The organism is Treponema sp. R8-4-B8 (assembly GCF_054786175.1).
Window position 1 is genome coordinate 1 of sequence record NZ_BDHE01000482.1, and the last position, 23,803, is coordinate 23,803.

General features: G+C 48.1%; 26 protein-coding genes. 2 read left to right on the plus strand and 24 right to left on the minus strand.

The window, feature by feature from the left end:
* Window positions 1–66: 66 nt before the first annotated feature.
* The 11 genes from ACYVRA_RS10495 to ACYVRA_RS10545 all read right to left on the minus strand — a co-directional run bounded on the left by ACYVRA_RS10495 (window position 67) and on the right by ACYVRA_RS10545 (window position 12,043).
* Window positions 67–3,789 (minus strand): hypothetical protein, encoded by a 3,723-nt coding sequence (locus ACYVRA_RS10495; RefSeq protein WP_461252652.1) that lies wholly within the window; start codon window positions 3,787–3,789, stop codon window positions 67–69.
* A 15-nt stretch (window positions 3,790–3,804) separates the two neighbouring features.
* Window positions 3,805–4,329 carry a hypothetical protein gene (locus tag ACYVRA_RS10500; RefSeq protein WP_461252653.1) on the minus strand — a complete coding sequence of 175 codons (525 nt, stop codon included), beginning with the start codon at window positions 4,327–4,329 and terminating at the stop codon, window positions 3,805–3,807.
* Window positions 4,330–4,752, minus strand: coding sequence for a hypothetical protein (locus tag ACYVRA_RS10505; protein ID WP_461252654.1), 423 nt, complete (start codon window positions 4,750–4,752; stop codon window positions 4,330–4,332).
* 4 nt (window positions 4,753–4,756) lie between these two features.
* Window positions 4,757–6,112: a TrbI/VirB10 family protein gene (locus tag ACYVRA_RS10510; RefSeq protein WP_461252655.1), complete on the minus strand. Its 1,356-nt coding sequence runs from the start codon at window positions 6,110–6,112 to the stop codon at window positions 4,757–4,759.
* Window positions 6,109–7,080, minus strand: a complete 972-nt coding sequence (locus ACYVRA_RS10515; protein WP_461252656.1) for a TrbG/VirB9 family P-type conjugative transfer protein — start codon at window positions 7,078–7,080, stop codon at window positions 6,109–6,111. The genes ACYVRA_RS10510 and ACYVRA_RS10515 overlap by 4 nt, the downstream gene beginning before the upstream one ends.
* Window positions 7,077–7,760 (minus strand): VirB8/TrbF family protein, encoded by a 684-nt coding sequence (locus tag ACYVRA_RS10520; RefSeq protein ID WP_461252657.1) that lies wholly within the window; start codon window positions 7,758–7,760, stop codon window positions 7,077–7,079. The genes ACYVRA_RS10515 and ACYVRA_RS10520 overlap by 4 nt, the downstream gene beginning before the upstream one ends.
* Window positions 7,761–7,775: 15 nt before the next feature.
* Window positions 7,776–9,230 carry a TrbL/VirB6 family protein gene (locus ACYVRA_RS10525; protein ID WP_461252658.1) on the minus strand — a complete coding sequence of 485 codons (1,455 nt, stop codon included), beginning with the start codon at window positions 9,228–9,230 and terminating at the stop codon, window positions 7,776–7,778.
* A 14-nt stretch (window positions 9,231–9,244) separates the two neighbouring features.
* Window positions 9,245–10,081, minus strand: coding sequence for a hypothetical protein (locus ACYVRA_RS10530; RefSeq protein WP_461252659.1), 837 nt, complete (start codon window positions 10,079–10,081; stop codon window positions 9,245–9,247).
* 92 nt (window positions 10,082–10,173) lie between these two features.
* Window positions 10,174–10,413: a hypothetical protein gene (locus tag ACYVRA_RS10535; RefSeq protein WP_461252660.1), complete on the minus strand. Its 240-nt coding sequence runs from the start codon at window positions 10,411–10,413 to the stop codon at window positions 10,174–10,176.
* Between the two features lie 143 nt (window positions 10,414–10,556).
* The gene (locus ACYVRA_RS10540) at window positions 10,557–11,279 is read right to left on the minus strand and encodes a hypothetical protein (RefSeq protein ID WP_461252661.1); all 723 of its coding nucleotides are present in this window, start codon (window positions 11,277–11,279) and stop codon (window positions 10,557–10,559) included.
* A 23-nt stretch (window positions 11,280–11,302) separates the two neighbouring features.
* Window positions 11,303–12,043: a hypothetical protein gene (locus tag ACYVRA_RS10545; RefSeq protein ID WP_461252662.1), complete on the minus strand. Its 741-nt coding sequence runs from the start codon at window positions 12,041–12,043 to the stop codon at window positions 11,303–11,305.
* Window positions 12,044–12,236: 193 nt separating this feature from the next.
* Here ACYVRA_RS10545 and ACYVRA_RS10550 point away from each other — a divergent pair, with 193 nt between their 5' ends.
* Together ACYVRA_RS10550 and ACYVRA_RS10555 are read left to right on the plus strand one after the other, a co-directional pair.
* Window positions 12,237–12,515 carry a hypothetical protein gene (locus ACYVRA_RS10550; protein WP_461252663.1) on the plus strand — a complete coding sequence of 93 codons (279 nt, stop codon included), beginning with the start codon at window positions 12,237–12,239 and terminating at the stop codon, window positions 12,513–12,515.
* 192 nt (window positions 12,516–12,707) lie between these two features.
* The gene (locus tag ACYVRA_RS10555) at window positions 12,708–12,935 is read left to right on the plus strand and encodes a hypothetical protein (RefSeq protein WP_461252664.1); all 228 of its coding nucleotides are present in this window, start codon (window positions 12,708–12,710) and stop codon (window positions 12,933–12,935) included.
* Window positions 12,936–13,167: 232 nt separating this feature from the next.
* On the opposite strand, the gene ACYVRA_RS10560 is transcribed toward ACYVRA_RS10555, so the two are convergent.
* The 13 genes from ACYVRA_RS10560 to ACYVRA_RS10620 all read right to left on the minus strand — a co-directional run bounded on the left by ACYVRA_RS10560 (window position 13,168) and on the right by ACYVRA_RS10620 (window position 23,799).
* Window positions 13,168–13,377 carry a hypothetical protein gene (locus ACYVRA_RS10560; protein ID WP_461252665.1) on the minus strand — a complete coding sequence of 70 codons (210 nt, stop codon included), beginning with the start codon at window positions 13,375–13,377 and terminating at the stop codon, window positions 13,168–13,170.
* A 56-nt stretch (window positions 13,378–13,433) separates the two neighbouring features.
* Window positions 13,434–14,624 carry a HipA domain-containing protein gene (locus ACYVRA_RS10565; RefSeq protein ID WP_461252666.1) on the minus strand — a complete coding sequence of 397 codons (1,191 nt, stop codon included), beginning with the start codon at window positions 14,622–14,624 and terminating at the stop codon, window positions 13,434–13,436.
* A gap of 14 nt (window positions 14,625–14,638) precedes the next feature.
* Window positions 14,639–15,103, minus strand: a complete 465-nt coding sequence (locus tag ACYVRA_RS10570) for a HEPN domain-containing protein (protein ID WP_461252667.1) — start codon at window positions 15,101–15,103, stop codon at window positions 14,639–14,641.
* Window positions 15,093–15,443, minus strand: coding sequence for a nucleotidyltransferase domain-containing protein (locus ACYVRA_RS10575; protein WP_461252668.1), 351 nt, complete (start codon window positions 15,441–15,443; stop codon window positions 15,093–15,095). Before ACYVRA_RS10575 ends, ACYVRA_RS10570 begins: the two co-directional genes overlap by 11 nt.
* 63 nt (window positions 15,444–15,506) lie before the next feature.
* Window positions 15,507–15,998, minus strand: coding sequence for a hypothetical protein (locus ACYVRA_RS10580; protein ID WP_461252669.1), 492 nt, complete (start codon window positions 15,996–15,998; stop codon window positions 15,507–15,509).
* A 3-nt stretch (window positions 15,999–16,001) separates the two neighbouring features.
* The gene (locus tag ACYVRA_RS10585) at window positions 16,002–18,815 is read right to left on the minus strand and encodes a TraG/VirB4 family ATPase (protein ID WP_461252670.1); all 2,814 of its coding nucleotides are present in this window, start codon (window positions 18,813–18,815) and stop codon (window positions 16,002–16,004) included.
* Entirely contained in the window at window positions 18,812–19,069 is a 258-nt protein-coding gene (locus tag ACYVRA_RS10590; RefSeq protein WP_461252671.1) for a VirB3 family type IV secretion system protein, read from the minus strand. Before ACYVRA_RS10590 ends, ACYVRA_RS10585 begins: the two co-directional genes overlap by 4 nt.
* 14 nt (window positions 19,070–19,083) lie before the next feature.
* On the minus strand, window positions 19,084–19,404 hold the full coding sequence (locus ACYVRA_RS10595; protein ID WP_461252672.1) for a TrbC/VirB2 family protein: 321 nt from the start codon (window positions 19,402–19,404) through the stop codon (window positions 19,084–19,086).
* Window positions 19,405–19,479: 75 nt separating this feature from the next.
* Window positions 19,480–20,412 (minus strand): ATPase, T2SS/T4P/T4SS family, encoded by a 933-nt coding sequence (locus ACYVRA_RS10600; RefSeq protein ID WP_461252673.1) that lies wholly within the window; start codon window positions 20,410–20,412, stop codon window positions 19,480–19,482.
* Window positions 20,399–20,851, minus strand: a complete 453-nt coding sequence (locus tag ACYVRA_RS10605; RefSeq protein ID WP_461252674.1) for a hypothetical protein — start codon at window positions 20,849–20,851, stop codon at window positions 20,399–20,401. The genes ACYVRA_RS10600 and ACYVRA_RS10605 overlap by 14 nt, the downstream gene beginning before the upstream one ends.
* Before the next feature lie 9 nt (window positions 20,852–20,860).
* Window positions 20,861–22,942, minus strand: a complete 2,082-nt coding sequence (locus ACYVRA_RS10610) for a type IV secretory system conjugative DNA transfer family protein (protein ID WP_461252675.1) — start codon at window positions 22,940–22,942, stop codon at window positions 20,861–20,863.
* Between the two features lie 18 nt (window positions 22,943–22,960).
* Complete coding sequence (locus ACYVRA_RS10615; protein ID WP_461252676.1) at window positions 22,961–23,302, minus strand: hypothetical protein; 342 nt, start codon at window positions 23,300–23,302, stop codon at window positions 22,961–22,963.
* A 119-nt stretch (window positions 23,303–23,421) separates the two neighbouring features.
* Window positions 23,422–23,799: a hypothetical protein gene (locus ACYVRA_RS10620; RefSeq protein ID WP_461252677.1), complete on the minus strand. Its 378-nt coding sequence runs from the start codon at window positions 23,797–23,799 to the stop codon at window positions 23,422–23,424.
* Window positions 23,800–23,803 lie beyond the last annotated feature (4 nt).

Genomic DNA, 23,803 nt, shown 5'->3' on the forward strand with positions numbered 1-23,803 from the left:
GGCGGACATGGAACGAAACATTGTTCCAATACGGACGCTGAAAAGCGCTCCCCGGAAATGGAAATATTACAATAAATACAAATGTAACCAAAAACCTTCATTTTGAGGCTTAAGTTTATGATGTTGGCCCGGGCCGCACGAGCCTCCCGCGCCTCCAGCGCCGCCCGGAGTCAGGTAGGAGCCTCCCGAGCCTCCGCCTCCTCCGCCTGCGGCGAGGAAGTAACTGCCGTTGGCGCCGGAGGAATATAGGAAGGATGCCGAGCCTCCTCCACCGCCTCCTCCTCCTGACATGGAGGCATCCGCCCATAAATATTCTGTTATTGGTCCGTCTGAATAGATATGGATATTAGAGACGTTATAAATGTTGACGGCGGCAATGAATGAATTCGAAGAGGTAAGAACAGGGCTGCCGAATGTGACAGTGGATTGAGTCGTACTACCAGCCTGAGTAAGATAATTCCTTGTGGTGACGATGTTAAACGTTCCGGAAGGGGAAACGGCCGGAGCGTCGCCGCCCGCGGAGCCGGTGAAGGCGGAGAATGAAGCGGCGGAGCCGAGGGTGAAGATTTCCCTTACGATGCCGCCAGAGCCGCCTTGTGAAGCGCCGTCATAGGAGCGTCCAGCGCCGCCGCCCGCGCCTTTAATCTCGACGACGTAAACGCCCGGCTCGAGGGTGAAGTTGTCTGATTCGGGGTTGGAGGCGCCGTCGATGGATTTAACCGCTGTTTTGGTGTCGGTAATTTGCGCATAATCATTGGTGACGGTTAAGGCGGCCGTTTTCAGATGTGGAAAATTGTCATGGACGGGTGTTTTAAAGAGGAATTGGGAAGGACCGAAAAGGTAGATCATTTTCCAGAGGGCGCGTTTGGAGCCGTTGTACCAGCCTTTGCGGCTTTGGTTATAAACCGGAGCGGCGGCGGAGAATTCATAAAAGAACTCGCCGTCGAAATAGAAGACGTACAGGTACAGGACGCAGGAGCCGTTTGGGGGAAAAGCGGCGACCGCGTAATTGCCGGCGACGGTACACCTGTGGCCGTTTACGTCGAAGGAGGAACCCGCCTTTATGACCGGCTTTGAGGAGTCGTCGGGATTTGCCAGCGAAGCGTTAAAGTGGCCGAAGAAAGAATTAACGTCAAATTCGGCGGAGCCTTCTGTGAAGTACAGGATGACGTTGTCCGAGCGAGAGTAGGAAATTTTGGTGTCTACGTCAATGTTGAAAGTGAAGGATACCGCGAACCTGCCCGAATCGAGGAACCAGCCGCCGTTGGACGATGAGAGCGGGATCAGGAAGGTCAAGAGGCCGTTTTCTTTGGCGGATATGACTTCGCCATAGTCCGAGCAGCTGGCGACCTCGCTCTCGATGTTGTAAACGCTTACGTCCGAGATCATGTGTTTAGCGGCGTTGAGGGGGAGGCCTTTAACGGTCAGGTACGGGACTGGGACGAATGGGACTGGCGGGATGTTCATGATGTCGAAGACGCCGTTTCCGCTGACGAAGCGCACCGCCACCTTGTCGCCGGAGGCGAGGGTGTAGCGGGTGTCGGCGTCGACGCTGATGTCAAATGACACGTAAAAGGATCCGGAGCCGGTAAAGTTTAAGCCGTCTTTGCTGTAGAGCAGTGGAATTTTAGCCTCCGCTTTGCCGCCATTGGCGGAGATGAGGATTTTAGAGAAGTCGTCGCATCTGGCGATTTCGCCTTTTTGGTCGCGGATTGAAACGCTGGCGAAACTGTAGAAGGAAACGTTGGGAGGGAGGCTCGTGATGGTGAGATAACGGGGCTCTTCTACGATGACGGCTTTAGAGGGGATGTTGGAGACGTCGGTCTGCCCCCTGCCGTCCGCGAAGCGGACCGTGAAATGATCGTCGGCGCTGACGACGTACATGGTGAGGGCGTCGACGTGGATGGAAAAAGCGGCGAAGAAAAAACCGGTTTCCAGAAATTCGGAATTGTCTTGGCGGACGAGGGGGATGTAGGCGGTGTTGGAAGAACGTTCCTTGTAGATAAGAACGGGGTTGAGCGGGTCAAGGATCGCGACCGAAGAAGAAGAATTGGCGACGGAGGCGGAGAAGACGTTAGGGGCCTGCAAATTGTCCGGAAGGCCCGTGAGTTTAAGGAAGCGGCCAGTGGTTTCCAGATCGTCGCGCTCTTTTTCCGACAGTTCCCTGCTTGAATCGACGACTACGGCGGTGGAAGGGAGTGCGTTGACGTCGGCCTGCCCCCTGCCGTCCGTGAAATAAACGAGGAAGCGGTCTGAGGGGGCGACGACGTATTTGGTGAGGGCGTCGACGTGGACGGTGAAGGAGACGTAAAAGAAGCCGGTGTCGAGGAAGTCGCCGTTGTCGTCGTTGTAGACGAGAGGGAGGTAGACGGAGCATGAGCCGTTATCCCTGAAAATAAAAACGGATGAGTTGCCGAATTTGGCGACGGCGGTTGAAGAATTGGCGACTGATGCGGAGAAGATGTTAGTGGCCTGGGTGTTAGGCGGCATATTGGAGAGCTTGAGGTAATGGCCTGTTTTTTCCAGTTCTGCGCGTTCGGCTTCCGAAATTTCAACGCCCGCGCGTGGGTCAGAGGAGTTCCTGAAATTATTGGCGTATTGTCTGACGTCGATGTCGGCGGAACCTTCAGTGAAGCTGAGGAAGAGGTTGTCGGCGCGAGCGAAGGCGACTTGGGTGTCTACGTCAATGTTAATGGAAAAAGAGACGGCGAATTTGCCGGAGTCCTGAAAGCGGGCGCCGTCGGACTGCCTGGCGAGCGGGATAAGGATGGAAGAGGAGTCCGCGCCTTTGACGACGGCGATGTCGTTATAGTCCCGGCAGACGGCGACAGGGTTGGCGGAGGAGGAATAAACGCTGACGTTGGAGACGTGGTGTTTGGCGGCGTTAATGGGGAGCCCTTTGACCGCGAGGCGCGGGACCGGGTCGTCCGGCATGTAAAGGATGTCGAGATAAGCGTTGCCGTTGATGAAGGCGATTTTTAACTTTTGGTCCGTTGTGACGGTATAGCGGGTTTCCGCGTCGACGTTGATGTCGAAGGAGACGAAAAAGACGCCGGTTTCCGCGAACGGACTGTCGATAGAAGAGTAGCGCAGAGGGATTTTGGCGGAGGCCTTGTTATCGCTTTGCGACGGGCTGATTTGGATCAGGGACTGATCCGGGCAGGAAGCGACGGCGCCGGTCTGGTTGTGGACGGAGACAGCGGAAAAGTTAAAAGCGGAGACGGAGGCCGGAAGGTTGTAAACTGTCAGGCAAGGGGAGTCGTTATTGGACAAGGCGGAGGGCAGGCTTGCGGCGTCGGCCTGGCCGCGTCCGTCAGTGAAATGGACGATGAAGAGGTCTGACGGAGCGACCGCGAATTTGGTGAGGGCGTCAACGTGGACGGCGAACGCGGCGTAGAAGAAGCCGGTTTCCGTGAATTCGCCGCCGTCGCCGCAGACGAGCGGGATGTAGACGGAACACTTCCCTTCGTCCCTGAAGATTCTCACGCCGCGTTCCCTGTCAAAGACGGCGACAGGGGCTAATGAATTGGAAATAGAGATGGAAACGACATTGGAGGACTGGGTGTTGAGGGGCATGTTGAAGAGCTTCAGGAAGCGGCCTGTTTTTTCAAGCTCGTCGCGTTCGTCTTCGGAAATGTCGGCGCCTCCTTCCGGGGGATCCTGCGCGTCGTTCTGCGGGTTGTCCTGTGAGTCGTTCTTGGAGCCGATCATGATCATGTCGCAGGAAGATAAAGAGAGCGCTGAAAAGAAGAGCGCTAGGATGAAGGGAAATAATTTTTTAATTTTCATAAGTGACCTCCAAAATTAATTTATTTTTATTGAAAGCGTGATAATGAGGCTTTCAAAATGGAAACCTGATTCAACGGAAAGGCCGAATAAAGTTCCGAAGAAGCGCCTGAAGCCGAAGCGGAAATCAAAGTAAAATTCTTCAGCCGGGGAATCGTTGTATTCGGCGAGGAGATCGTTGCGGAGCCAGCCGAGGTCGTAGGAGTAAACGACGTAAAAATCAGTGAAACGGTCCGCGACGTTAAAGTGCCAAGACGCGCGGAGGCCGAAGCTTTTAAGGTTCGGGTTGGGGGTTTTCATAAAAACGCCGATCGCGATGGGGAAAGGGAGGGGCGGAAAATATTCGAGGCGCAATTCAATGGGGAGAAAATTAAACTGGAAATCGTCGAACAGGAACGGTGGCAGGGCGGCGTCGAGGAAGATTGAATTTTTATCCGCGATTTGCGGATGCCTCCAGATGGCGGAAAAATCCGCCGCGCCCGCGCGGGCGGAGGAAATAAGAAGCGCGAATAAAAAGATAGGAAGGCTGAGTTTCATTTTCATTTATTTTTCCACCGTTACAAGGGCGATATTTTTAACGCCGTCGTTTGTGACGGCCTGCATCAGAGTTTCGCCTTCCGCAAGCGCGATGATTTCAATTCCATATCCGGAGCGGGAGACGGAAACGACCGAGGGGTCAAAGAGAGCGTTAACGAGGAAGTTGGCCTGTTTTTGATCTGAAGAAATGACGGAATATTGGAGGAGCGCTTTCTGCCCCGGCTTTAAGGACAGCTCCAAATTATCGAAGACGGCTTTACCGCCTTTTGGGAAATTGACGACGCAGGCGGCGGTGATGGAATTTTCATCCGTGAAGGAGCATGATATTTTTGAATTTTTAGATAAGGATGAAAACGCCAAGAGGGAAATGAAAGCGGCGTTAAAGAGCAAGGACAGTGAAAAGAGGATCGTTTTAAAATTAATTTTCATAAGGTTACTCCAGGACGTATTTTTTAGAGGGGCGGTACGGCGGCGCCGGGGGGAGGTAAAGGGTTCTGTTGAGCATGACGTTTACGATGGCGCCGTTGTCAAGCGTGAGCGTGGGCTGTATGTTCATGGCGCGTCCGACGATGCCGCCTCCGACTTGGTTTACGAAGGCGGAATTGGAAGCGGCGACCGCGCCAGCGGTTTCGTCCGACGCGTATTTTGCGGCGGCATCCGCCATTTTGGCGTCGGCGATTGAGAAGAGGGTGATAATGCCGGCGGCTTTAAGGTACTCGAACCAGTTTTCATGATAAACGGCTTCCATCCCGCTCATGCCCTCGCTGTCGACGGCGTTCGCGCCGCCGAAGTCGATTTGGAAGCCGTCCGGGCGGATCATGGTGTCCCAGACGATTTGGATTCTGCGCTGGGCGTAGGAGACTGAGCTGTTGTATCTCGCGATGAGCAGGGTGCCTTGAGGGATGAGGAGGCTGAGGCCTGTTTTGGAATCGTAAATATTTTGAGTGACGCGCGCGATAACGCCTCCCGGGAGGTCGGTGTTGACGGCGGTTTCGAGGACGCCCGGGATGACGGTTCCCTGCCAGAGCGCGTTGTCGCCGATGAAGAAACCGTCCTGCCCCGATCCGCCTGAAGACGAGTAGAAGGACTCTTTATTCTGCTGTTTGTTTTGCGCGTCATAGTCGGAAGCGCCAGCGGCGTATGGGTTTTGGGCGGCCCTGCCGGAGACGGCCAAATAGTCCTCCGCTGGCGGCCGCGCCGCGGCGTTTGAGGCGGGAGACTGTTGCGCGTATTGCCCCTGTTGTGAGAAGAGGCGGCCTTCGACCTGGGGTACGAGGGACGATTTAAAATGCGTAGGCTGGGCGCCCGATCCTGATCCTTGCTGCTGCGGAGCCGATCCGGAAGGCGGCGGGGCCTGGGTCTGCTGCCTTGCCGGCTCGGGTTGGGATCTTGAATTAAAGGAAGCCTGAGGCAGCAGTGGCTCTTTTTCATCGGCCTGTTCCTCTTTTGCGGCCGCGTCAGGCGGCTGAGCGTCCCGCGCGGCCTCGCTTCTGTTGCGGAGGGCGCGGGATTGGAGGGAGTCGAGGAAATCGGACGAAGATGAATTGGCTGAGTAAAGGCCTTCCTCTGACGCGTTATTTCTATTTTTTTGCCTGGCCATGTTGAAGAGCAGGCCGCCGCAAACGAGGACGGAGAAGAAGACGGAGATGGCGATTAAGATTCTTTTGCGGTTAATGACGGAGGGTTTGCCGCCGCCGTCAAGGGCCGTGGCTTCTTCCGGGGACAGTTCAAAATTATCTTCTTCCGGAGCGGCGGAGGCATCCGCTTCATTTTCAATTTTTTCATTCATAATAAACCTCTTTTTTTTGAGACTGTAATTTCTTTTTTGCCGATTTTAACCGTGGCGTTTTCGAGGAGCTTGTCTATGACGATTAAATTTCCAATAACGCGGTAGTTGACGACGTCCTTACGGTTTTCAAAAACGGAGGGCAGTTCCCTTTTGAGGACTCCTTCCGGAAAGACTATGTAAGTTTTGGAGCCGTCGTCAAAAACAAGTTCCGGGAGCCATGAGGGTTTGTCGAAAAACGAGTAAGTGACGCGGTAGTTGAAGGAGATGAAGCGCGGGTCGACTCCCGGGAAGGCGCCGTCATTGCCCGCCTGTTCATGACCGCCGGGCTGTGAGGTGAAATTTTGGGGCAGGCCAGGGAGGTAGCGCCAGCGGACGATCGGGGTGTAGGCGGAATTGTAGCTGCGGAGGATGATGTGGTAGACGCGCCTGTCGGTGTTGATGATGAGGGAGGCTTCCTGCCCTGAAGCGTCCGGCTTGACGTAGACGTGCTGCACGGAGGCGCCGTTTTCGACGCTGACTCCGGCGCCTATTTTCCAGCGTTCGCTGTCCGACACGAAGGGCGCTTCAAGGACGCGCTCCCCTGGTTCGAGGCGGATGTCGCAGACGCGGAGGGGCATGGCGTAGGCTTCGTAGACCCAGTCGGTATTGTAGTCGTAGACGACGGCGGCGTGGGAAAAATCGGAAGGCTTAGCGGCTCCCGCGGCGTTGGCGTCTTTAGCGGCGTTAAGGCCTGAAGGCGGAGCCTGGCGCTGGGCATCTTTTTCCGGGATGAAGACCGGGCGTTCGACGACGATGATTTCCGGAGGCGGCGGGGGCGGATCAGCGTCCTGATTTTTTTTCGATTTGGCTTTTCCGGCGACGGGGAACGACGGCCCGGACTCGTTTTTTTCCTTCGCGTTTAAATCGACGTCGAATGAGGCGCATGAGGCGCAGAAGGAAATTAATAATATGATAAATAAATATTTCATAGCTCGGTCATTTCAAAATTTTCGATATAGATGCCCAGCGGGTTTCTCTTTATGGTGGCGTCCGTCGGGCTGATGAGGCGGACGGTGACGACGGCGCGGTATTTGTTTTTTTTCGGGCCGGAGGAAGAAGGATCGATGACGGTTTCCGACCAGTTGACCTGGTAGGAACTGCCCGTCACGTGAAGGACGCTTTCGATTTCGACGGAGCGGCGGATTTTGCCGACGAGGTCGAACGGGGAATCGTTAAGGAGGAACTGGCGCATAACGGGAGCGTAGCTTGAAGCCGCCATTTGGAAGCAGTCGTCGATGTTGTTGTAGACGACTTGGTAATCGGTCGAGATGGATCTGATGTTGGAGATGAAGGCGCGTATTTGGAACAGGATGGCGGCGTCAGGTACCTGCATTTGGCCGTTCTGGCGGACTTCGCCGAGGTACTGGGACTCGCCCGATGGCATGACGTTGACGAGTACCGGGACCGTGTTCTGACGGCTGACGGCTGAGAAAAACAGGACGAGGGAGACGGCGAAGAGCAGAACATGCGCGACGGTGAGCCTGCGCCACAGCCGCGATTCCCGCGTTACGTGCAATAAGATGTCGGCGTAAGCCTTGTCCTGTCCGTTTTGGAAGGGGTTGGGCGCGTCGAGTGTTTTGTAAACCGTATTTTTATGTTTTGCGGGCATGATAAAATTTTCTTATTAGGGTGGCGGCGGTGGAGGCGGAGGCGGCGGTGGTGGCGGCGGAGGAGGCGGTGGAGGCGGTGGCGGCGGAGGCGGAGGCGGCGGTGGTGGAGGATTGCCAAGATAAGCATTTCCCCTATTTTCCCCTTCGGTTATACCTTCACCGATAACGCCTGCGATTGAGCCGCCTGACGATGAACCGCCTCCAAGACTGCGCGTCAGCCCTAAAGCCCTGTTTATGACCGCGCCTCCTGCGTCTCTGGCGAGAGAACCCGTAAAAGCGATAGCGGCGTTTCCCAATCCACCGCCGCCTTCCATAACAGTTTTTGCGGTGGCTCCCGCAGTGGCAATAGATTTAGTAGTGCCGACGACAGCTTTTTGGGCGACACCCGCGACAGCGCCGGCTGCGGCGAGAGCGCCTCCAGCCGCCGATATCGCGCCCGTGGCGCTGAGGGACGGGGTGCCTGTAAGGAGCGACTGCGCTATTCCCGGGGCGCTTTTGCAGATGTAGAAGAAGAGAAGGCAGGTGAAGATGATGAAAGCGAACTGGTCCGGGGAACCGGTGAACCTTTGCGCTCCGAGCGCGTGGAACATGCTGATGAAGCCGTAGAGGAGGAGGAAAATGGCGAGGTTGCAAAAAAGAAGCTTCATGAAAAAGCCGGCGATCGCTTTGATATATCCCTCGCTGATGAATTTTGATCCTTCCCAGATGGAGAGAGGGAGGAGGATAATGCCGACGGAGGCGACGAGCATAAATTCAAGGAAACAGACCAAATATTCAAGGAGGGCGAAAACGCCGGTGAGGATCAGGAAAAAGCCGCAAACAAGGCCTTTTAAGACGCGGGAAAAATCAGGAACTGAGGCGACGGTTATTTCCCCAACTTTTATATCTTTCTTGCCGTCGGCAAATTCGAAAGCGTCGTAAGCGACCATGAGAATGACTTGTATGGCGGCGGCGGGGGCGATCGCGGTATATTCAAACTTTGAATTTCCATTCAGAGAAACCGTATTTTTTACGGTCATGGAGGAAAAGAGTTTGGAAAGCTCGGGGGTTTCTTTATACGTTTCCCTGAAGAGCGGGTGATAAACGGTTGTGCCCGTCGTATTTTCTGAGACGACTATTTCCAATATTTTGTCGCGCTTCGCTTCAAAATATTTTTTAACTGACCCGCCGACGCTGCCATAAGCGAGATTGTAGGTGTAGTTGGTGATCCAGCCGATAATTTTTGGATAAGCGGCGGTAATGATGAAGAAGAAAAGCGTCGCCTTCATAATTTTGATCATGTTTTCTTTAAGGCCGGTTCCGGTGAGGGCGTAATTTAAGCCGGCGGAAAGAAGGGCGATTAACAGGACTAACCTGCCTATTTCATTAGCCCTATCAATGAAGAAATTCTGTAAAAAGATGATTTTATTGACGACGAAGAAGAAGGAGCCGTTTACGGCTTCCCCGAGATTTTGCCAGTTTTCAAGCATACGAAACTCCTTGATTAAAACTTATCGAAGCCTTTTTCAGACCAGTCAGCTAACGGAGGGTCCGTGTTGGGGGTGTTCCCAAGGGCGTCTTTGACGGCTCTTTCCTCCCTTTCCTGAGCCTGGTTCATGGCCATGTCGTTGGTGACTTTGTTGGTTTCGAGGAGGGTTTCGAGCATCATCATCATGATTTCCTTGGAGCCCATTTTGCTTTCGTCCGGCTTGAGCTGGTCTTCCGCGATTTTTTTCAGGCGCTGCTCGTTGTTCTTCATGTTGCGCATGTACCATTCGTTCTGGATGCCGGCGGCGGCGAGGTTCTGTTTGGTGATTTCGCTGGCTTTGGCGCGGAAGGGCTGGACGTAAGCGTAGTTGGCGGGGGTGAGTCCGAGGGAGAGCCACATTTCCCTGCGCTGGTCTTCTGTGAATTCCTTGTTCCAATAGTCGATATAGGTGTCTTGAAGGCCTTCGCCGATGCCGTAGATGTCGGTGAGCTTATACTGTTTTCTGCCTATGGAGACGGACATGTTGTCGAAGGATTCCATGGCGGCCTGTTCGAGATAGAGCTGCCTGTTGTAGAAGTCCATGAAGTCGTCCCAACTGTTGACGTCCTTCAGGCTCCTCAGATTTTGCGCGGCCATGTCAATTTGTTTGCCTGTGTTTTCAATCATTGTCACAAAATGATCTATTTGGGTTATATTATCAGCAAGTTGTTGAGCATAATAAATATACTGTTGAATATTAGCAGCAGTTAATAAGGCATCTACAGCCTCATCAAAAACCATCGCTATTTGACCATAAACATTTAAGCAGGTGATAAAAAATAGAAAAAGAAAAATCAATAAAAATTTTTTCATAAAATCCTCCTAAAGAATTTAATCTCTTTACCTATGTATAAAAAAAGCCGTCCCAAAGGGACGGCTTTAAAACCTGTAAAGTGCTGGTGTTGTTAATCACAATCACAGAAATACTCGAAAGTGGAAACGCCACCATTTGATATTTGTTTTGAAATACAAATATTATTACAATTTTTTGTCAAACCAGTGGGGGGGGAAGACATATGGCATTCGCCGATGTTGGAGCCACCATTTCCAGGGCATTTAGGGTGAGTAGTGCCGCAGCTTGTCATAAAGGCGCTTAAAGACAACAGCAGGCATATCAGGGTTAAAATTAAAAACTTGTTTTTCATAAAGATTCCTCCTATAAGGATAATACATCGGAAAAGAAAAAATTGCAACAAAATATTCAGTCTATCTACATATATATAAAAAGAGCCGTCCTGAAGAACGGCTGAAAAGTACTTAAAAATGTTATACTTTATTAATAGCTTATTTAACGTCGATGGCTTTCGTATTTTATTAGTTTATTATTAACAAAATAGAAAGATACGAAAAATTGGTAATCATAACCAGACACACTAGTAAATAAAGAGCTCATAGTTACCATATGAGAATAAATAATATCATAGGTTTCGCTGTTTTCGCCTCTGCCAGATAGGGAAGCTTCCGGCCAAACTTCTTTGAACTCTTTTATATTCATTCCAATAACAGTTTTTTCAAGCCTTTCAGAAAAAGCGTCTTCAAAAGTAGTCGCAAAACCCATTGTAGGGCCTATAACATTGATGTTCAAATTATTATTGCTTTTATATAATTGATACTTATAATTTTTATTATCTAATGACTCAATAGCAAAATAACGGTATGAATAGAGCCATATTTTATTATCACCTTTATTAACATCTATTTTTATACTAGGACTTATTCTATCGGTATCGCCGACATCTTTTAAAATTCCAGTGCCATAAAAGATCCATTCCTTGGTTTTTGGTTCGTGATAATAAATGTTAAAACGAATATTTTTATCAGCAGAAAAACTATGCAGTATTATACGATCTTTTTGATTTCCTTCCTCTTTAAATGTATCAATGACATAAGAAAAAGGTTTGTCAAATACGGGTTCAGGGTAATCCAATAATGGTGTCTTTTTTTGCCCATAAAGATTAAAGCACGGTAGAAGAACCAAAAAGATCATAAAAATAAGATTTGGTTTTTTCATAAAAATTCCTCCTAAAATAAATTTTATCTTAATTGAATTACCAATTTCCATTTTCCTTTTATTTTTGTCATGTTAAATTTTCTACTGGCAGAATCATTTACACCGTAACCATGATAACTAACGTATAATGTAGCATTATTTTTTTCAATTTGTTTTCTAATATCAATTATTTTGCCAGGATCAAAATCATTAAAGTATTTAGAAATATAAACAGGAAATAAATCATTATCCGCATTATCACCAATGACTGTAGTATATTCTTTTAACGTATTAATATCATTTTTTACATAAGCATCCATATATTTTTGAAACACTACAGTAGGGGTATCGATATTTAATGTTTTTTCCAATCTTTCAAAATTGCCGTCATTTTGTACCGGTCCTAAATAAATAATGCTTGCTATTATGCCTATAGATATAATAATCGCAAGAAATGTCGCAAAACCTTTTTTTGCGATTTTATTTCTTATTATTAAACAGAATATTACACAAAGAATAACTGTAATTATAATGGCTATAACAGAAACAAAATTTTTTTCTAAAAATTGAAGCAGTTTTATTATAATGAATATTATCAACATTAATCCAATTAAACCGCCGCCACCAGCGGCTTTAGGATTTACTTTCTTTTTGGTAAATGTTTGATTACTGTCATTATTTTTAAATGGGGCTGTTCCTCTGAACACTCCATATTTATCATAACCATACGCATTTACATCATAGCCACTGTCATTTTTATGAGAATAATGCCAATCATCAGCCATAATAGACTTCCTTTTTAGGGATGATCTTTAATGGTGATCTGCAAATTTCATGAATGCTTGAAGTTGTTTGAGAATTTTCTTGCATGATTGTCCCTCTGCAAGAATTATCGCATAGAAACGGAAAAAAAGGAAGTCCCTCCCGTGGTATAATAGGGTTACCACAACTATATTAAGCCCATAGGAGGGACAAAAGATGACAGACAGACAAGAAATGCAATGGCTGTACGCCAAAAGCCTAGAACTGGCGATACTCCTCAAAGGAGCGCCAGCCGGAATACCGCCTGAAGTAATATCAATAAAAGACTACATCAAGGAAAATTACGATCCGATCGCTGAAACGATAATGTATAAGATTATTTATCATGAACAGGAATCGAAACATAGAGATCAAAGCGAAGACATCCTTCCCGGTATACCAAAGGCCGACAGAAAGTCTTTACTTCAAAGCCTTTTTCCTGAAAGAAATTCATAACTTCATTTATTTTTTGTTTAAGGATAACGGCGTCTTGAAGTTTGTCAATTTCGTCAAAATTTAATTCCATAATATTCATCCTATAAAAACACTTTCCCGCAAGGGAAATGTTTGAAACAATTAAAAAGGAAGTCCCTCCCGCGGTATAATAGGTTTACCACAACATATTCATTTCCACAGGAGGGAAAGAAAATGACCGATAATGAAAAAATCCTTAAAGCGTTGGCTTGTATTACAACGGAGTTGTATATACAAAATGAAATTCTAGTTGCGAGAAACGAAGAGTATGAACCCGGGTATGGTTACGTGAAAGAAGAAGTAAAGAAAAAACTGACAGACCATTTCCTTTCATTTTTTGGCGGCGGCGGTTTTTGCCCCGGTTCTGTCGCTAAATTCATTCCCGTGAGAAAACATACCTAAGTGGGCAATGGTTTTCTGAGGTTTGAGGGTTATTTTAAACTCAAGTCTCAGAACGCCGGCTTTTTTTATTTCTTGCCCCGCTTCTTTTAATAATCGGGCGGCTTCTTCCAATTTTTTTTGAAAAGTAATTTTTATTATCTCCCTATTCCCCGCGATTGGGTTTGGGTTTGTTCGAGGTGTTGTTCCCGTTCCGGAGCGAAAACGAGCAGTTATTGTACTGTTCATGGAATAATTATTTATTAATTTGATCTTTAAAACTCTCTAAAAAAGCATTTGGCTTATCGTGTTTTTCTGCATTTGTTTTGACGGGAGTTATAATAATTTGAGTGATCGCCGGAAAATGGGGAAAATCGGGGTCTTCCTTTTTTTCTTTAATTTTAATGATCTCGTATCCGAGCTTTTCCAATGATTCGGCGATGTCCGTCATTTGTTTGGCTGTCATGATTGTCTCCCTATTCCCTGCAGTTGAGTTTGCTCAAGATTCAGTTTCCTTTTTAATTAACGCCTGTAGCCGCTGTTTTCAATTTTTGGGCTTTCCAAATTGCGGTTTAAGGCGATGTCTAAATTATTAACTCTTTTTATAAATTCGACGATGATTTTTTCAATTCTTTCGTTTTCAATATATATATTATTTTTAAAAACTCCGGATATAACTTTGTCAACGTCATTAAGTTTGTTTTTGTCAAACCAGGCCGCGTTACCCACCAGTAAAACATTTTTTTCATTTTCTCCGGCAAAGGACCTGCATTCGCTTTTTGAATTGGCGTTAATAAATTGAACGCCCTGGGCGTTATGCCATAGAGAATTGCCGTTGTCGAATATGGGCGCGATTTTTTCCCATTTTAAGGTTTCCGAATTTCTTAAAATGCCGAAATTGCCTACGTGCCTGTCCGTATTTCTTATGAGATAGTCAATGACGATCATTTTATCGACTTCTTCCCTGGCGTTATTAACGCCCATTTTGGAACAGGCGTTCAAATAATCGTTATATTTGTCGCCTGTTTTTTCAACTTCCAAAGCAACAATAAAGGCGTTAACAAATTCCACGTTCTTGTCAACCATGCAGCCGCATTTGCAATAGATTTCGTCATCATGTTTTCTTAATTCGTAATTAACGTGATCCACATTCAGGCGATCCGCGATTTGAGAGGCGATAACTTCGTTAAAAGGCTCCTGTTTTAAGTCTCCGCTTCCGGCTTTGCACAGTTCTCTTTTTCCGTTATTGATGATCCAGAATTTTTTCAGCCTGCCGTTGCTTGAAAGGTCGGGGTTAATGAAGTTTTGATATTTTTCCGCGAGTTCAGGCAGTATTTGTCCGATTCTTTCAGAAAATTTATTGTCGAAGAAATTAACGTCCTCCCATTTTTTCTCGTTGTTTTTTTCACATAACCAGTAATGATCGGTCAAGTTAAGGCCGTAAGAGAGCACGGTTAATTCTTTGGAAGAGCTGACGTTAAATTCTTCCATGATGGCGCCGTAATCCTCGCGGCTGAAAGGAATTCCCCTGTGTTCAACCCAACTGTTTAAAAGGCTTATATTTTTAGGTTTGTCACCAACGTATTTATAAGGCAAATGTTCGGGTTCATAAAATTTTAAAACGTCCGTAATGTCGCCGTTATTAATAATAATGTCAGCGACATTAATGTTTTTATGTTTTAAAATATAATATTCGTCTTTGTCATCGCTCATATAAACGCTCTGTATTATTTTAGAAAATCGAATTCAGGCAATATCCTGTAACCGTCTATTTTTTTGTATTGCTCCCTCATTTTAACGATAGGATCAAAATGATAAACGGCGTTTAATGATTTTAAAACCGTATTAATTTCATATTTTTCAATTTTAAGGTTGCCGTTATATCTGACGCTTGGAGTATATTCGTTTAATTTAATACATTCTTTTTTAATCATAGAAAAGGATTTATCAATGCCGTTCGCAACGTCATTAATATACTCCAGGTTATGATTTTTTTTGACAGGCACGTTGTTATCAACAATAAATCCTTTAATAAACTTTTCAGCCGCTTGCGTGGCGTGGAAACAGATTGAAGCATAAACATATTCTTCGGGAACGTCTTTCTGTTTTAATAGAGCGTTTATGTCGGCAATGTCTTCTTCCGCTCTTTTAAATAAGGCAAACGGGTCGTCTTCAACGTAGTCATTGCCCATAAAGAAGAACTCCTTTATTCATAATAATATTCTCAATGCCCCTGCCGCTTTCGGAGCCGACAAAATACTTTTCATTATAAACCAGCAAATCGCAAGGCCTGATGCCATTATTAGACAAATTCATGGCAATGTCAAAATATACGTCCGATTTTTTGTATTCGTTTCCAATTACGACGCATAAGTCGATGTCGCTGTCTTCGTCAGGTTCTCCGTAGGCGTAAGAGCCGAATAAATAGACTTTTTTTATTACTTCCCCATTAACGCTGTCAAGGATTATAGATTTTATAAAATCAATTTTATCGGAAAACGGACATACCGCAACTTGAGAATTTTCCCGCATGATTTTCCCTCTAAAATAATTATCTCATAAAACCTTATGAGAAGCAATATTGTAAAGCCGGTTTTACTCCTCAGCGCGGGATTGGGGCATGGCAAACGAAACCCTTATGTCGAAGCTCATGTTGTTTTTTTCAAGGTAAAAACGGGGCGTGACGGCCGAAGCGTAGCCTGAGTCATTAAGCGTTTTTTCGACGTTCTTTATTTCCTTTAAAATGGAGGCGGAATCCTTCAGGTAGGATATGTCCTCAAAACCGTTTAATGTCATGATTTTCTCCCTGCCGTAACGGCGTTCCCCAATAAGGGGAAGGCTTTTTTTATTTAATAATATTTTATAAGCGGTTTTGACCGGAATGTCGCCGTCGCGTAACGCGTTAATAAGTTCGGGGGAGCCGCGTTTAAGAACCGCGCGGGCCTGATAAACGGCTGAGACTGAAATGTTAAACTGATCAGCGACGGCGGCGGCGGCCCTTCCCGATCCGTCATTTTTCTTTCTTTCCGGCAGCGTGGAAACGGCGTTAAGAAAGGCGGAATGGTTTGCCGGGTTGAAATTCGCCAATATTTATCCCGCGGCTTTTTCAGTCTCGCGGTCCCTTTCTTTGAGCGTTTTTTTATAGGCGGTTTTAATTGGGATGGCTCCGTTTCGCAGGGCTTCAACAAGTTCGGGAGCGCCGTGTTTGAGGACGGCGCTGGCCTGATAAACGGCTGAGACTGAAATGTTAAACTGATTCGCGACGGCGGCGGCGGCCCTTCCGGACCCGTCGTTTTTCTTTCTTTCCGGCAGGGCGGAAACGGCGTCCAGCAGTCCGGCGATTTTTGAAACTTCAGTTTTTTCTTCAGGCGCCGGTTTTTCATTTTTCTCAGTAATTTCCCCCGAAGGCTGTAAAGCGTTATCTTTTATATGAACCGGCGTTGAGCGCGGCAAGGGCCGCGGGTCGGCCGGAGCGTATTCGTCAAGAAGATATTTATAATTAATATTTTTAGCGGCCAGTATTTGAGCGCATAACGGGCTTCCCGGCTCATAAGCGGAGGCGAGTTCGTCGAGGAGCGCGTGATCGGGGGAGCCGATGAGGGCTAAGGTGAGCCGTCCGAGGTCGAGTTGGAAGAGCCTGCGCCCGAGGGGGCTGGTGTAGAAATAATCCCTTTTCATGGTCGCGGAGGCAATGAGGGAGATTTCAGAATCGGTAAGGCCGAATTCCTGATAGACTTTCGTCATGCCCGGAGTGAGGGCGGACGGATCCGCGAGATAAATTTTCGTGAGGCATTGCTGGATAATTGTGGTCTTTAAAGGTGAGTTGGCGACATCGGCGACGTCCTGGGTGGCGAATACCACGTAGACGTTTTTTTTGCGGAGGACTTTAAGCCACTCGGCGATTTTTTCGGAGAAGGTTTCGTTTTTAAGAAAGAGCCACGCCTCGTCAAGGATCAGGAGGGTGAGGCGGCCGTCGAATTTTCTTTCAATGTAATTGAAAAGGTAAACGAGGGCGGGGACTACGCAGTTTTCGCCGCGGTTCATCAGGGCTTCCATTTCAATGGCGAGGAAGCGGGAGTCCAGGGAAAGCTCCGAGGATTCGGCGTCAAAAATCCTGCCGTATTTGCCTCCGAGCATATAATCGCCTAACATGTCTTTTATGACCGGCCTGCCGGTGTCCGGGTCCTGGTAGTTTACGTATTGAAGGAACGTTGTTATGGTGCGGCGGCGCGGGGCGACTTTTTCATCGCGCATTTTTTCAAGGCTTTCTTTGATCGCTGCCCGCATTTGAGGCGGAACGTCCAGCTTATTGACGGTTAGGCAGGATTCGATAAAGTCGATGGCGTCCATCATGTCCCTGTCGGTTTCAAGGGCGCGTAACGGCTGGAAATTGACGCCGTCGGCGTTTTCGGCGGCGGGCTCGTAGAACAGGCCTCCGCACGCCAGGCAGGGCTGCCTGCAGCTGCGGCCTTTGTCGAAAACGATGACGAGGGAGCCGGGGTATTTGAAAGCCTGCATTTCAAGGAGGTTGAGCAGGGTGGATTTGCCGCCGCCGGTGGGCCCCCAGACGGCGGAATGGCCGACGTCTCCGACGTTAAGCGACATATAGAACGGCGTGCCTTCGATGGTGGCGCATATAAGGTGTGGCGTGTCCACGCCGGTGACGGCTGACGCGTGATTATTTGACCGGACGCCGGTCCAGACTGACGACAGGGGAACGACGTGAGCCATGTTATTCGTCATGACGGGCAGGGCGCGGTAATTGGCGTATATTTGGCCTGGGAGCATGGATTTAAAGGCTTCGAAGGCGTTTATATTCTCGTCTTTGCAAGTGAAGCCTTTGGCGTTGATCAGGGTTTTGACGAGGTCTGCTTTTATTTTCGCTTTTTTAAGGGAAGCGTCCCAAACCATGACGCAGGTTGTGAGATAGCCCAGGGCGGCGACGTCGTTATCGATATCAATTCCCGCCTCTATGGAGTCGTTTTCCTTAACGCCCGCGCCGTGGTTGAGGGCTTTAGCCGGTTCGCCCGAAGTCTGTTCGGCGAGGGTCTGCATGAAGGATTTTCTGCTGCCCCTGTGGGCTTTTTCTTTTTTTCTGGCTTCTTTGACGCCTTCTTCCTTGTCGAGGCAGATGTAGCGCGTAACCCAGCGGTACTCGATGCGGGCGCGGTTGAGGCCGTTGAGGATGGCGGGGTAGGTTTCATCGGGGAAGTCGTTGACTCCCACTATGGGAATATAATAGCCTCCGAGCTTCATGGGAATGTCGTTGTCAAGCTCGCTGTCGGGAAGGACGCGGTCGAGGAAAATTTGAGTATGGGGGTAATAGATTTCAAGCCGTTTGAAAGAGATTGAGGAATGAAGGAAAGCCACGGTTTCGTCGTTATCGAGGGGTTCGAGGGTAAGGTTGTTGGAAAGAAGGCTCGCCACCAAGTCGGATTCGTTCACGAAGAATTCGACGTTTTGTTTAACGCTCGCGCCGTCCTGGCCGCCGCTGTTAATGAACATGGAAACGAGTTTTTTAACGCTTTCAGAGGGAGGCCGCCAGATGAAGGTGAGGTAATAGCTTGAGTCGAAATGTCTGCCTTCTGAATTGAAGGAGAGGTCGCGCTCGCGGTCGATGAGGAAGGGGGCGAGCGAGTCAAAACGGGAGCGGGGATAATCTTGGAGCATGAAGCGCTGGGCTTCCAACTGGAACGCCCAGCCGGAGCCCAGGCGTTTGGCGAAGTCGTTGACGCGCAGGGCGAGGGCGTTAATTTCCATGGCGCCGGAAGAGTCGATGTCGGGGGCGCGGTAGGCGAAAGTGCGCTGGAGGATGCCGTCCTTGTGGATGACGACGCCTTCGTGGAATTTGGTGATAAAATTCCAGGGGAGGTGATGATAGAAAAATTCGAAGCTCCGGCTCACGGGATTAACCTGTCCTTTTGCATTATGTTTTCAAGCAGCATGTCGATGCCCCACTGGTCCTGTTTCGTGAAGTGGCGCATAACGAAGTAAAGGAGGGCGATGGGGACGGCGGCGAAGTAGAGGCGTAAACCGTAACAGAAGACGATGGCGAGCAAGAATACTATGAGCATTCCCGCCTGGGGGACGCCGCCGATCATTTCGCGCTGCAACAGCGATTTGTGTACTGGAAGTTTGTATTCGCTCATGTCAATCATAATTTTATGCCTACTTATGATGATTTAGCCGCGGATTTTAACGCGCCAACGATTGAAGAAGCAGCGGTTAGAATTAAAATTCCAATGGCGATGGCTATGATGTTGCGCTTCATTTTTTCATTGTCCTTATTGAAAGCGTAAGCTATGCCGCATCCTGCGAGAATGCAGACAAGAATGACGCGCGTAAGGTCGCCCGTAAAAATTCCCTGGACTGTTTCCCCAAAACTTTGCAAGCCCCCCAGACCCAAGGATCCCAGGTCGCCGGCCGCGAACAGCGGCATAGCCGCGGCGAGCAATAAGAACAGAAACATAATTTTCATTTGTGAATTTTTCATAAAATACTCCTTAAAAAAATTGATTTGAAAGAAAATAAAACGTTTTTAAATAAATGAAAAATGAGATTGAAAAAGTTACGGCATGTTTTTACCCTCCCTTATTTCGCTGATGGTGAGCGCCTCCACGACGCGTTTGTTTTTAAGATGGACGATGAGGCCTATGGTTTCCGCGAGGTCGGGCAACTGGCCTTTAATGACCTGGCGGAGAAGCCCCTCGATGCGTGGTATGGTGGAAGCGGCGCTGTCAGCGTGGATGGTGGTGACGTTGCCCGGATGCCCGGTGTTCCACGCCTCAAGGAGTTCTACCGCGACTTCGCCGGAGCGGATTTCGCCGAAGATGATGCGTTTCGGCGTCCAGCGCAGGGCGGTCTGAATCGCGGTGACGGCCTGTTCCTTTCGGATGTACAGCTGAGTTTTAAAGAAGCTGCGGCATTGAAGTTCAGGAGTGTCCTCAACGATGTACACGCGCTCATTAGGGGTAAGTTCGCACATTTTTTCTATGCAGGCGTTTGTAAAAGTGGTCTTGCCGCTTCCCGTGGCGCCCGAGATGACGATGTTGCCGCGTTTTTCGATGTGCGAAATAATTTTGTCGTATAACTCCCGGGAGATTTTTCCTTGTTGGAGGTATTCCTCAAGAGTGAATATTTTTTCGGCCGGCCTTCTGAAAGTGATTTCGGGCGCCAAGAGCCAGGGGTCGAGGATGGCGGTGGTGCGGATGTTGTATTTTGGGATGATGCTTTCAAGAGTGGGCCTCGCCCATTTGTCGATTGGGATGTTTACGACGCTTGAGAGGCTGTAAATGATCCTCATGCGGTCGGAGATGGACAATACTATACCCGTGTCATAAGAGCCTTTTTCAAAATCTTCGACGTAGACGTTTCCCCCGCCGTAAACGTAAATGTCAGTAATTGTTTTAGTTTCAAAGAACGGGATAAGTGTTTCAAGGTCGCAGAGCAGGTTTTCCATCTGGCGGTTGCGGATTTCGGCTTCGTCCTCAATTTTTCCCATCGCCGTCCTCCGAATAATATTTATGAAGCAGCCGCTCGAAGAGCGGCGGATCCGTTCTGAGGGATTCCTGTATGGCGTTAAAAAATTTGTCGTGCCTGTGAACGGCGGACAGGTAGGCGGCGTCCGCGAACTGCCCGTCAATTTCGGGGTGGTATGCCAACATGCTGATATGGAACCTGACCAAATATTTGAAAACGATGTCGATCATGTCGCGCAATTCGGTTATTTGCTCTTGGATTTTATTCATTCCCTGGAGTTTGAGGGTTTCGTCAGCGTAGTCGGAATATATGTAATTGCCGATGGCCTGCCTGATAAGCTCGCTTTCGCTTTCTATGTTTTTATCGCGGCGGAAGGAGCGCATGTCGGCTTCGAGCCTGTTTGTGAGGGCGACGAGTATTTTTTTGCCGTCTAGGCGTTTCGCGTTTTTATTGTTTTTCATAAAAAATATTTATTTTAAAAAATTAAAGTTATTTGAATCATGGTTGCCAGAAAATTTTCCCGCCGGCGCGGACGCGGGGGGTTCGTCAGGCTCGTTATAGAGATCGCCAACCATATCCCACATGTCGGCTATCTCGTCGTCGCTCATGTCGGCGGAGCGGTAGGAGCCTCCCACATGATCGGACAAGTAACGTTTATTAATTTTTTTAATCGTGGAAGCGGCGAGTTTAAGGGCTTCTTCCCGCGTCGTGAACGCCGGAGGAAATATGCGTCCTTTAAAAACAGGGTCTTCGTAGTAAACGTTCTTTTTGCCCATATACGGAGGCAGGCCCTGGCATAATAGGATAAGCTGATCAAGGGGCATTTTCATGACCTCGTCGGCGTTTATAAGGTTGCGCTCCTGATCCTGCGCGGAAATGTTTTTATTGGAATAGCCGACTTGGGCTTTTCCGCCGGAATATGAGATATTGGTGCGGCTGATGGATTCCTTTCCGCATATTTTAGAAACAAGCTCCGCCGTCTCAGTTTCCCCCGTGCCGGGCGCGTATATTATCGTGTTGCGGGCGTGGGCGAGGAAAGAATGGTCTTTAGTATAAATTTTGTTAAGCTGGTTTAACGACTGGAAGATCAGGAAATAATGGATGCCGAATCCGTTGTGGATGCCCATGTTCATTTCAAGCTCGTCCATGCGCCCGAGCTTGTCAAATTCGTCAAGGATGAAAAGAATCGGCACTTTGAATTTTCTGGCGTTCGCGTCGGTTTCACCGCCCGTGAATTTTCTGGAAAATAAAGTGATGAACAGCCTTAACAAAGGGGCGATACGGGCGACGTCGTTGTACTGTATTGTGAGGTAAAGGGAGATAGGCACGTTAGTTTCCTGAAATTCGTCGATATAGAATTCGGAATTCCAAGTGTTACGCGCTATTTTCGGGTCTCCGAACACGGCGAGGGCGTTATTGACGGTGGAGAGCATGGAGCCGCCCTCGTCTTTCGGCCTGTTGCGCTGAGCCATCGCTCCTTCAACGACCGCCTGATGTATCAATTCATCGCCGTGGTCTGAATGGATCATAAGGTCGTATATGTAATTCTTGTTGTCCGGTTCAGCCGGATCGCTTTGCGATAAAAATTTGCGGCAGCCGGGGAGGCTTTTGTCCTTCCAGTCGGAAAAGCGGCAATGAAGTATTACGGCGGTAAGAAAATCTTTCGCGCCGACCTGGAAATGCTCGGAAGTGGCGTTGCCTCCGCCCGATGCCGGCGTCGTTAAAATGTCCGCCTGAAGATTCGCGTCGCTGAACGCATCTTCGCCGGAGCGGATTTCCATAAGGGGGTTAAAATGGTGTCCTTTGTCGCCCGTGGGGTCCCACCGGTAAACCTTGCCGAATTTCTTTCTGAATCCTGACGTATACTTAAAACTTTCCCCTTTAAAGTCGAGGACGATGACGCTTCCGGCGTAAGACAAAAGCGTCGTCATGACGCTTGACACGCCTTTGCCGCTTCTTGTGGGAGCCGAGAGGAGCGTGTTGTAAATGCCCGACTGGATAATTTTCTGGGCCGGTTTTTTAAGATGTAGAATAACGCTGTCTTTTTTATTGTCGTAAGCCGAGTAAACATCGGCGTCGGAAAGCTGCCCTAAAACCATGCCGCCTTTCGTCTGAAGGAGGCCGGATTTTTTCAAGTCTTTTTTATTTCCCCAGCGGGCAGTGCCGAAAATGTTTTGGGAAATAAATTTCATTAGGACGAATTCTATAAGGAAATAAAAAGCGACTGCGGAAATTGACGTGTAACCTATTATTTTATAGGCGCGGTAAAGGAGATGGTGGATGTCGGTACGCCTGAAATACATGAGCGTCCAGTAAAATATTAAGAAGGGGTTATAAAGAGGGTAAGAAAATTTAGCGCCAATGTGAACGGTGTAAAAAGGTTTGCCGACCCATCCGGGATCATAATCGACAAAACGGCAGAAGCGCTGCGTTCCAGCCCATATTCCGATGAAGATAGCGGCGAGGGTGATTACTTTCATAAGGAAGTTAAAGGCCTGTTCGTCTTTTACGTCGCGGGGCTTGCCGCGGAGGAATTCGTTGTCGTTGCTCATAATAAAATCCTTAAATATTTAAAACATATAATTTTTAAAATAAGAACGCGCGTTCTTTATATACAGTTCGATTTTTCTTTGTTCGTTTTTTAAATCATCCAATTTTTCTTCGTTATCCCTGTAATTGATGAGCCTTTCAAGGGTTTCATCGTCGTAAACGGTATCCGCGTTTATTGATTTAATAAAATCCTCCGTTTTTTTATTGTCGTTTTCAACGGCGGCGATTGTTTTTTTTAATTCGTTCAACCTTTCCAGTTTTTTATGGAACGCTTTTAAATTTGAATATTTGAGGCGGTCAAACGCGAAATAAATCAATCCGATGACGCATAGGGAAATTATTATTATGTCAATCAGTTTCATAAAATAAAATTATATGTCAATGTCCGTTTTAAAGAACGTGAGGTATATGGAGCCGCCTGAGAAGAGTACGGCTATTGATAAGAATAGTATTCCAAAGAATATGGGTAAGATCATAGATATTAACACTCCGCGTCCGGATCAAAGAGGGTGTAATTATGGGCATTGCCGTCTTTGTCGTACCAAACATGGTCGGAAGTGATTTCATGATGTTCGTTCATGTGGTACATGGCGGCTAACATGGTTCTGAATTCGCTGCCGTGCCATCCCCGTTCTTTCATGAGCGGATCGTCCTGAAGGCGGCAGTACCATTCTTTGTTGTTGACGTGTTTCCGCAGGGCTTCTTTCACGTTCCACCAGTAAACGCCGAACATTTTATATGCCGCTTTGTTATCAGCGAGCATTTTGGCGACGTTGTGCGCCTGTATGTTGGCGTACATTACTCTGTCAAGCTGTACTTTTGTTTCAAGTTCGTCAATGAATTCGTTTGTGTAATACATGGTT

Bases quoted from the DNA above. Each gene is read 5' to 3' on its own strand.
- ACYVRA_RS10495 (WP_461252652.1), bottom strand. From the start codon at position 3,789: ATGAAAATTAAAAAATTATTTCCCTTCATCCTAGCGCTCTTCTTTTCA.
- ACYVRA_RS10500 (WP_461252653.1), bottom strand. From the start codon at position 4,329: ATGAAAATGAAACTCAGCCTTCCTATCTTTTTATTCGCGCTTCTTATT.
- ACYVRA_RS10505 (WP_461252654.1), bottom strand. From the start codon at position 4,752: ATGAAAATTAATTTTAAAACGATCCTCTTTTCACTGTCCTTGCTCTTT.
- ACYVRA_RS10510 (WP_461252655.1), bottom strand. From the start codon at position 6,112: ATGAATGAAAAAATTGAAAATGAAGCGGATGCCTCCGCCGCTCCGGAA.
- ACYVRA_RS10515 (WP_461252656.1), bottom strand. From the start codon at position 7,080: ATGAAATATTTATTTATCATATTATTAATTTCCTTCTGCGCCTCATGC.
- ACYVRA_RS10520 (WP_461252657.1), bottom strand. From the start codon at position 7,760: ATGCCCGCAAAACATAAAAATACGGTTTACAAAACACTCGACGCGCCC.
- ACYVRA_RS10525 (WP_461252658.1), bottom strand. From the start codon at position 9,230: ATGCTTGAAAACTGGCAAAATCTCGGGGAAGCCGTAAACGGCTCCTTC.
- ACYVRA_RS10530 (WP_461252659.1), bottom strand. From the start codon at position 10,081: ATGAAAAAATTTTTATTGATTTTTCTTTTTCTATTTTTTATCACCTGC.
- ACYVRA_RS10535 (WP_461252660.1), bottom strand. From the start codon at position 10,413: ATGAAAAACAAGTTTTTAATTTTAACCCTGATATGCCTGCTGTTGTCT.
- ACYVRA_RS10540 (WP_461252661.1), bottom strand. From the start codon at position 11,279: ATGAAAAAACCAAATCTTATTTTTATGATCTTTTTGGTTCTTCTACCG.
- ACYVRA_RS10545 (WP_461252662.1), bottom strand. From the start codon at position 12,043: ATGGCTGATGATTGGCATTATTCTCATAAAAATGACAGTGGCTATGAT.
- ACYVRA_RS10550 (WP_461252663.1), top strand. From the start codon at position 12,237: ATGACAGACAGACAAGAAATGCAATGGCTGTACGCCAAAAGCCTAGAA.
- ACYVRA_RS10555 (WP_461252664.1), top strand. From the start codon at position 12,708: ATGACCGATAATGAAAAAATCCTTAAAGCGTTGGCTTGTATTACAACG.
- ACYVRA_RS10560 (WP_461252665.1), bottom strand. From the start codon at position 13,377: ATGACAGCCAAACAAATGACGGACATCGCCGAATCATTGGAAAAGCTC.
- ACYVRA_RS10565 (WP_461252666.1), bottom strand. From the start codon at position 14,624: ATGAGCGATGACAAAGACGAATATTATATTTTAAAACATAAAAACATT.
- ACYVRA_RS10570 (WP_461252667.1), bottom strand. From the start codon at position 15,103: ATGGGCAATGACTACGTTGAAGACGACCCGTTTGCCTTATTTAAAAGA.
- ACYVRA_RS10575 (WP_461252668.1), bottom strand. From the start codon at position 15,443: ATGCGGGAAAATTCTCAAGTTGCGGTATGTCCGTTTTCCGATAAAATT.
- ACYVRA_RS10590 (WP_461252671.1), bottom strand. From the start codon at position 19,069: ATGATTGACATGAGCGAATACAAACTTCCAGTACACAAATCGCTGTTG.
- ACYVRA_RS10595 (WP_461252672.1), bottom strand. From the start codon at position 19,404: ATGAAAAATTCACAAATGAAAATTATGTTTCTGTTCTTATTGCTCGCC.
- ACYVRA_RS10600 (WP_461252673.1), bottom strand. From the start codon at position 20,412: ATGGGAAAAATTGAGGACGAAGCCGAAATCCGCAACCGCCAGATGGAA.
- ACYVRA_RS10605 (WP_461252674.1), bottom strand. From the start codon at position 20,851: ATGAAAAACAATAAAAACGCGAAACGCCTAGACGGCAAAAAAATACTC.
- ACYVRA_RS10610 (WP_461252675.1), bottom strand. From the start codon at position 22,942: ATGAGCAACGACAACGAATTCCTCCGCGGCAAGCCCCGCGACGTAAAA.
- ACYVRA_RS10615 (WP_461252676.1), bottom strand. From the start codon at position 23,302: ATGAAACTGATTGACATAATAATAATTTCCCTATGCGTCATCGGATTG.
- ACYVRA_RS10620 (WP_461252677.1), bottom strand. From the start codon at position 23,799: ATGTATTACACAAACGAATTCATTGACGAACTTGAAACAAAAGTACAG.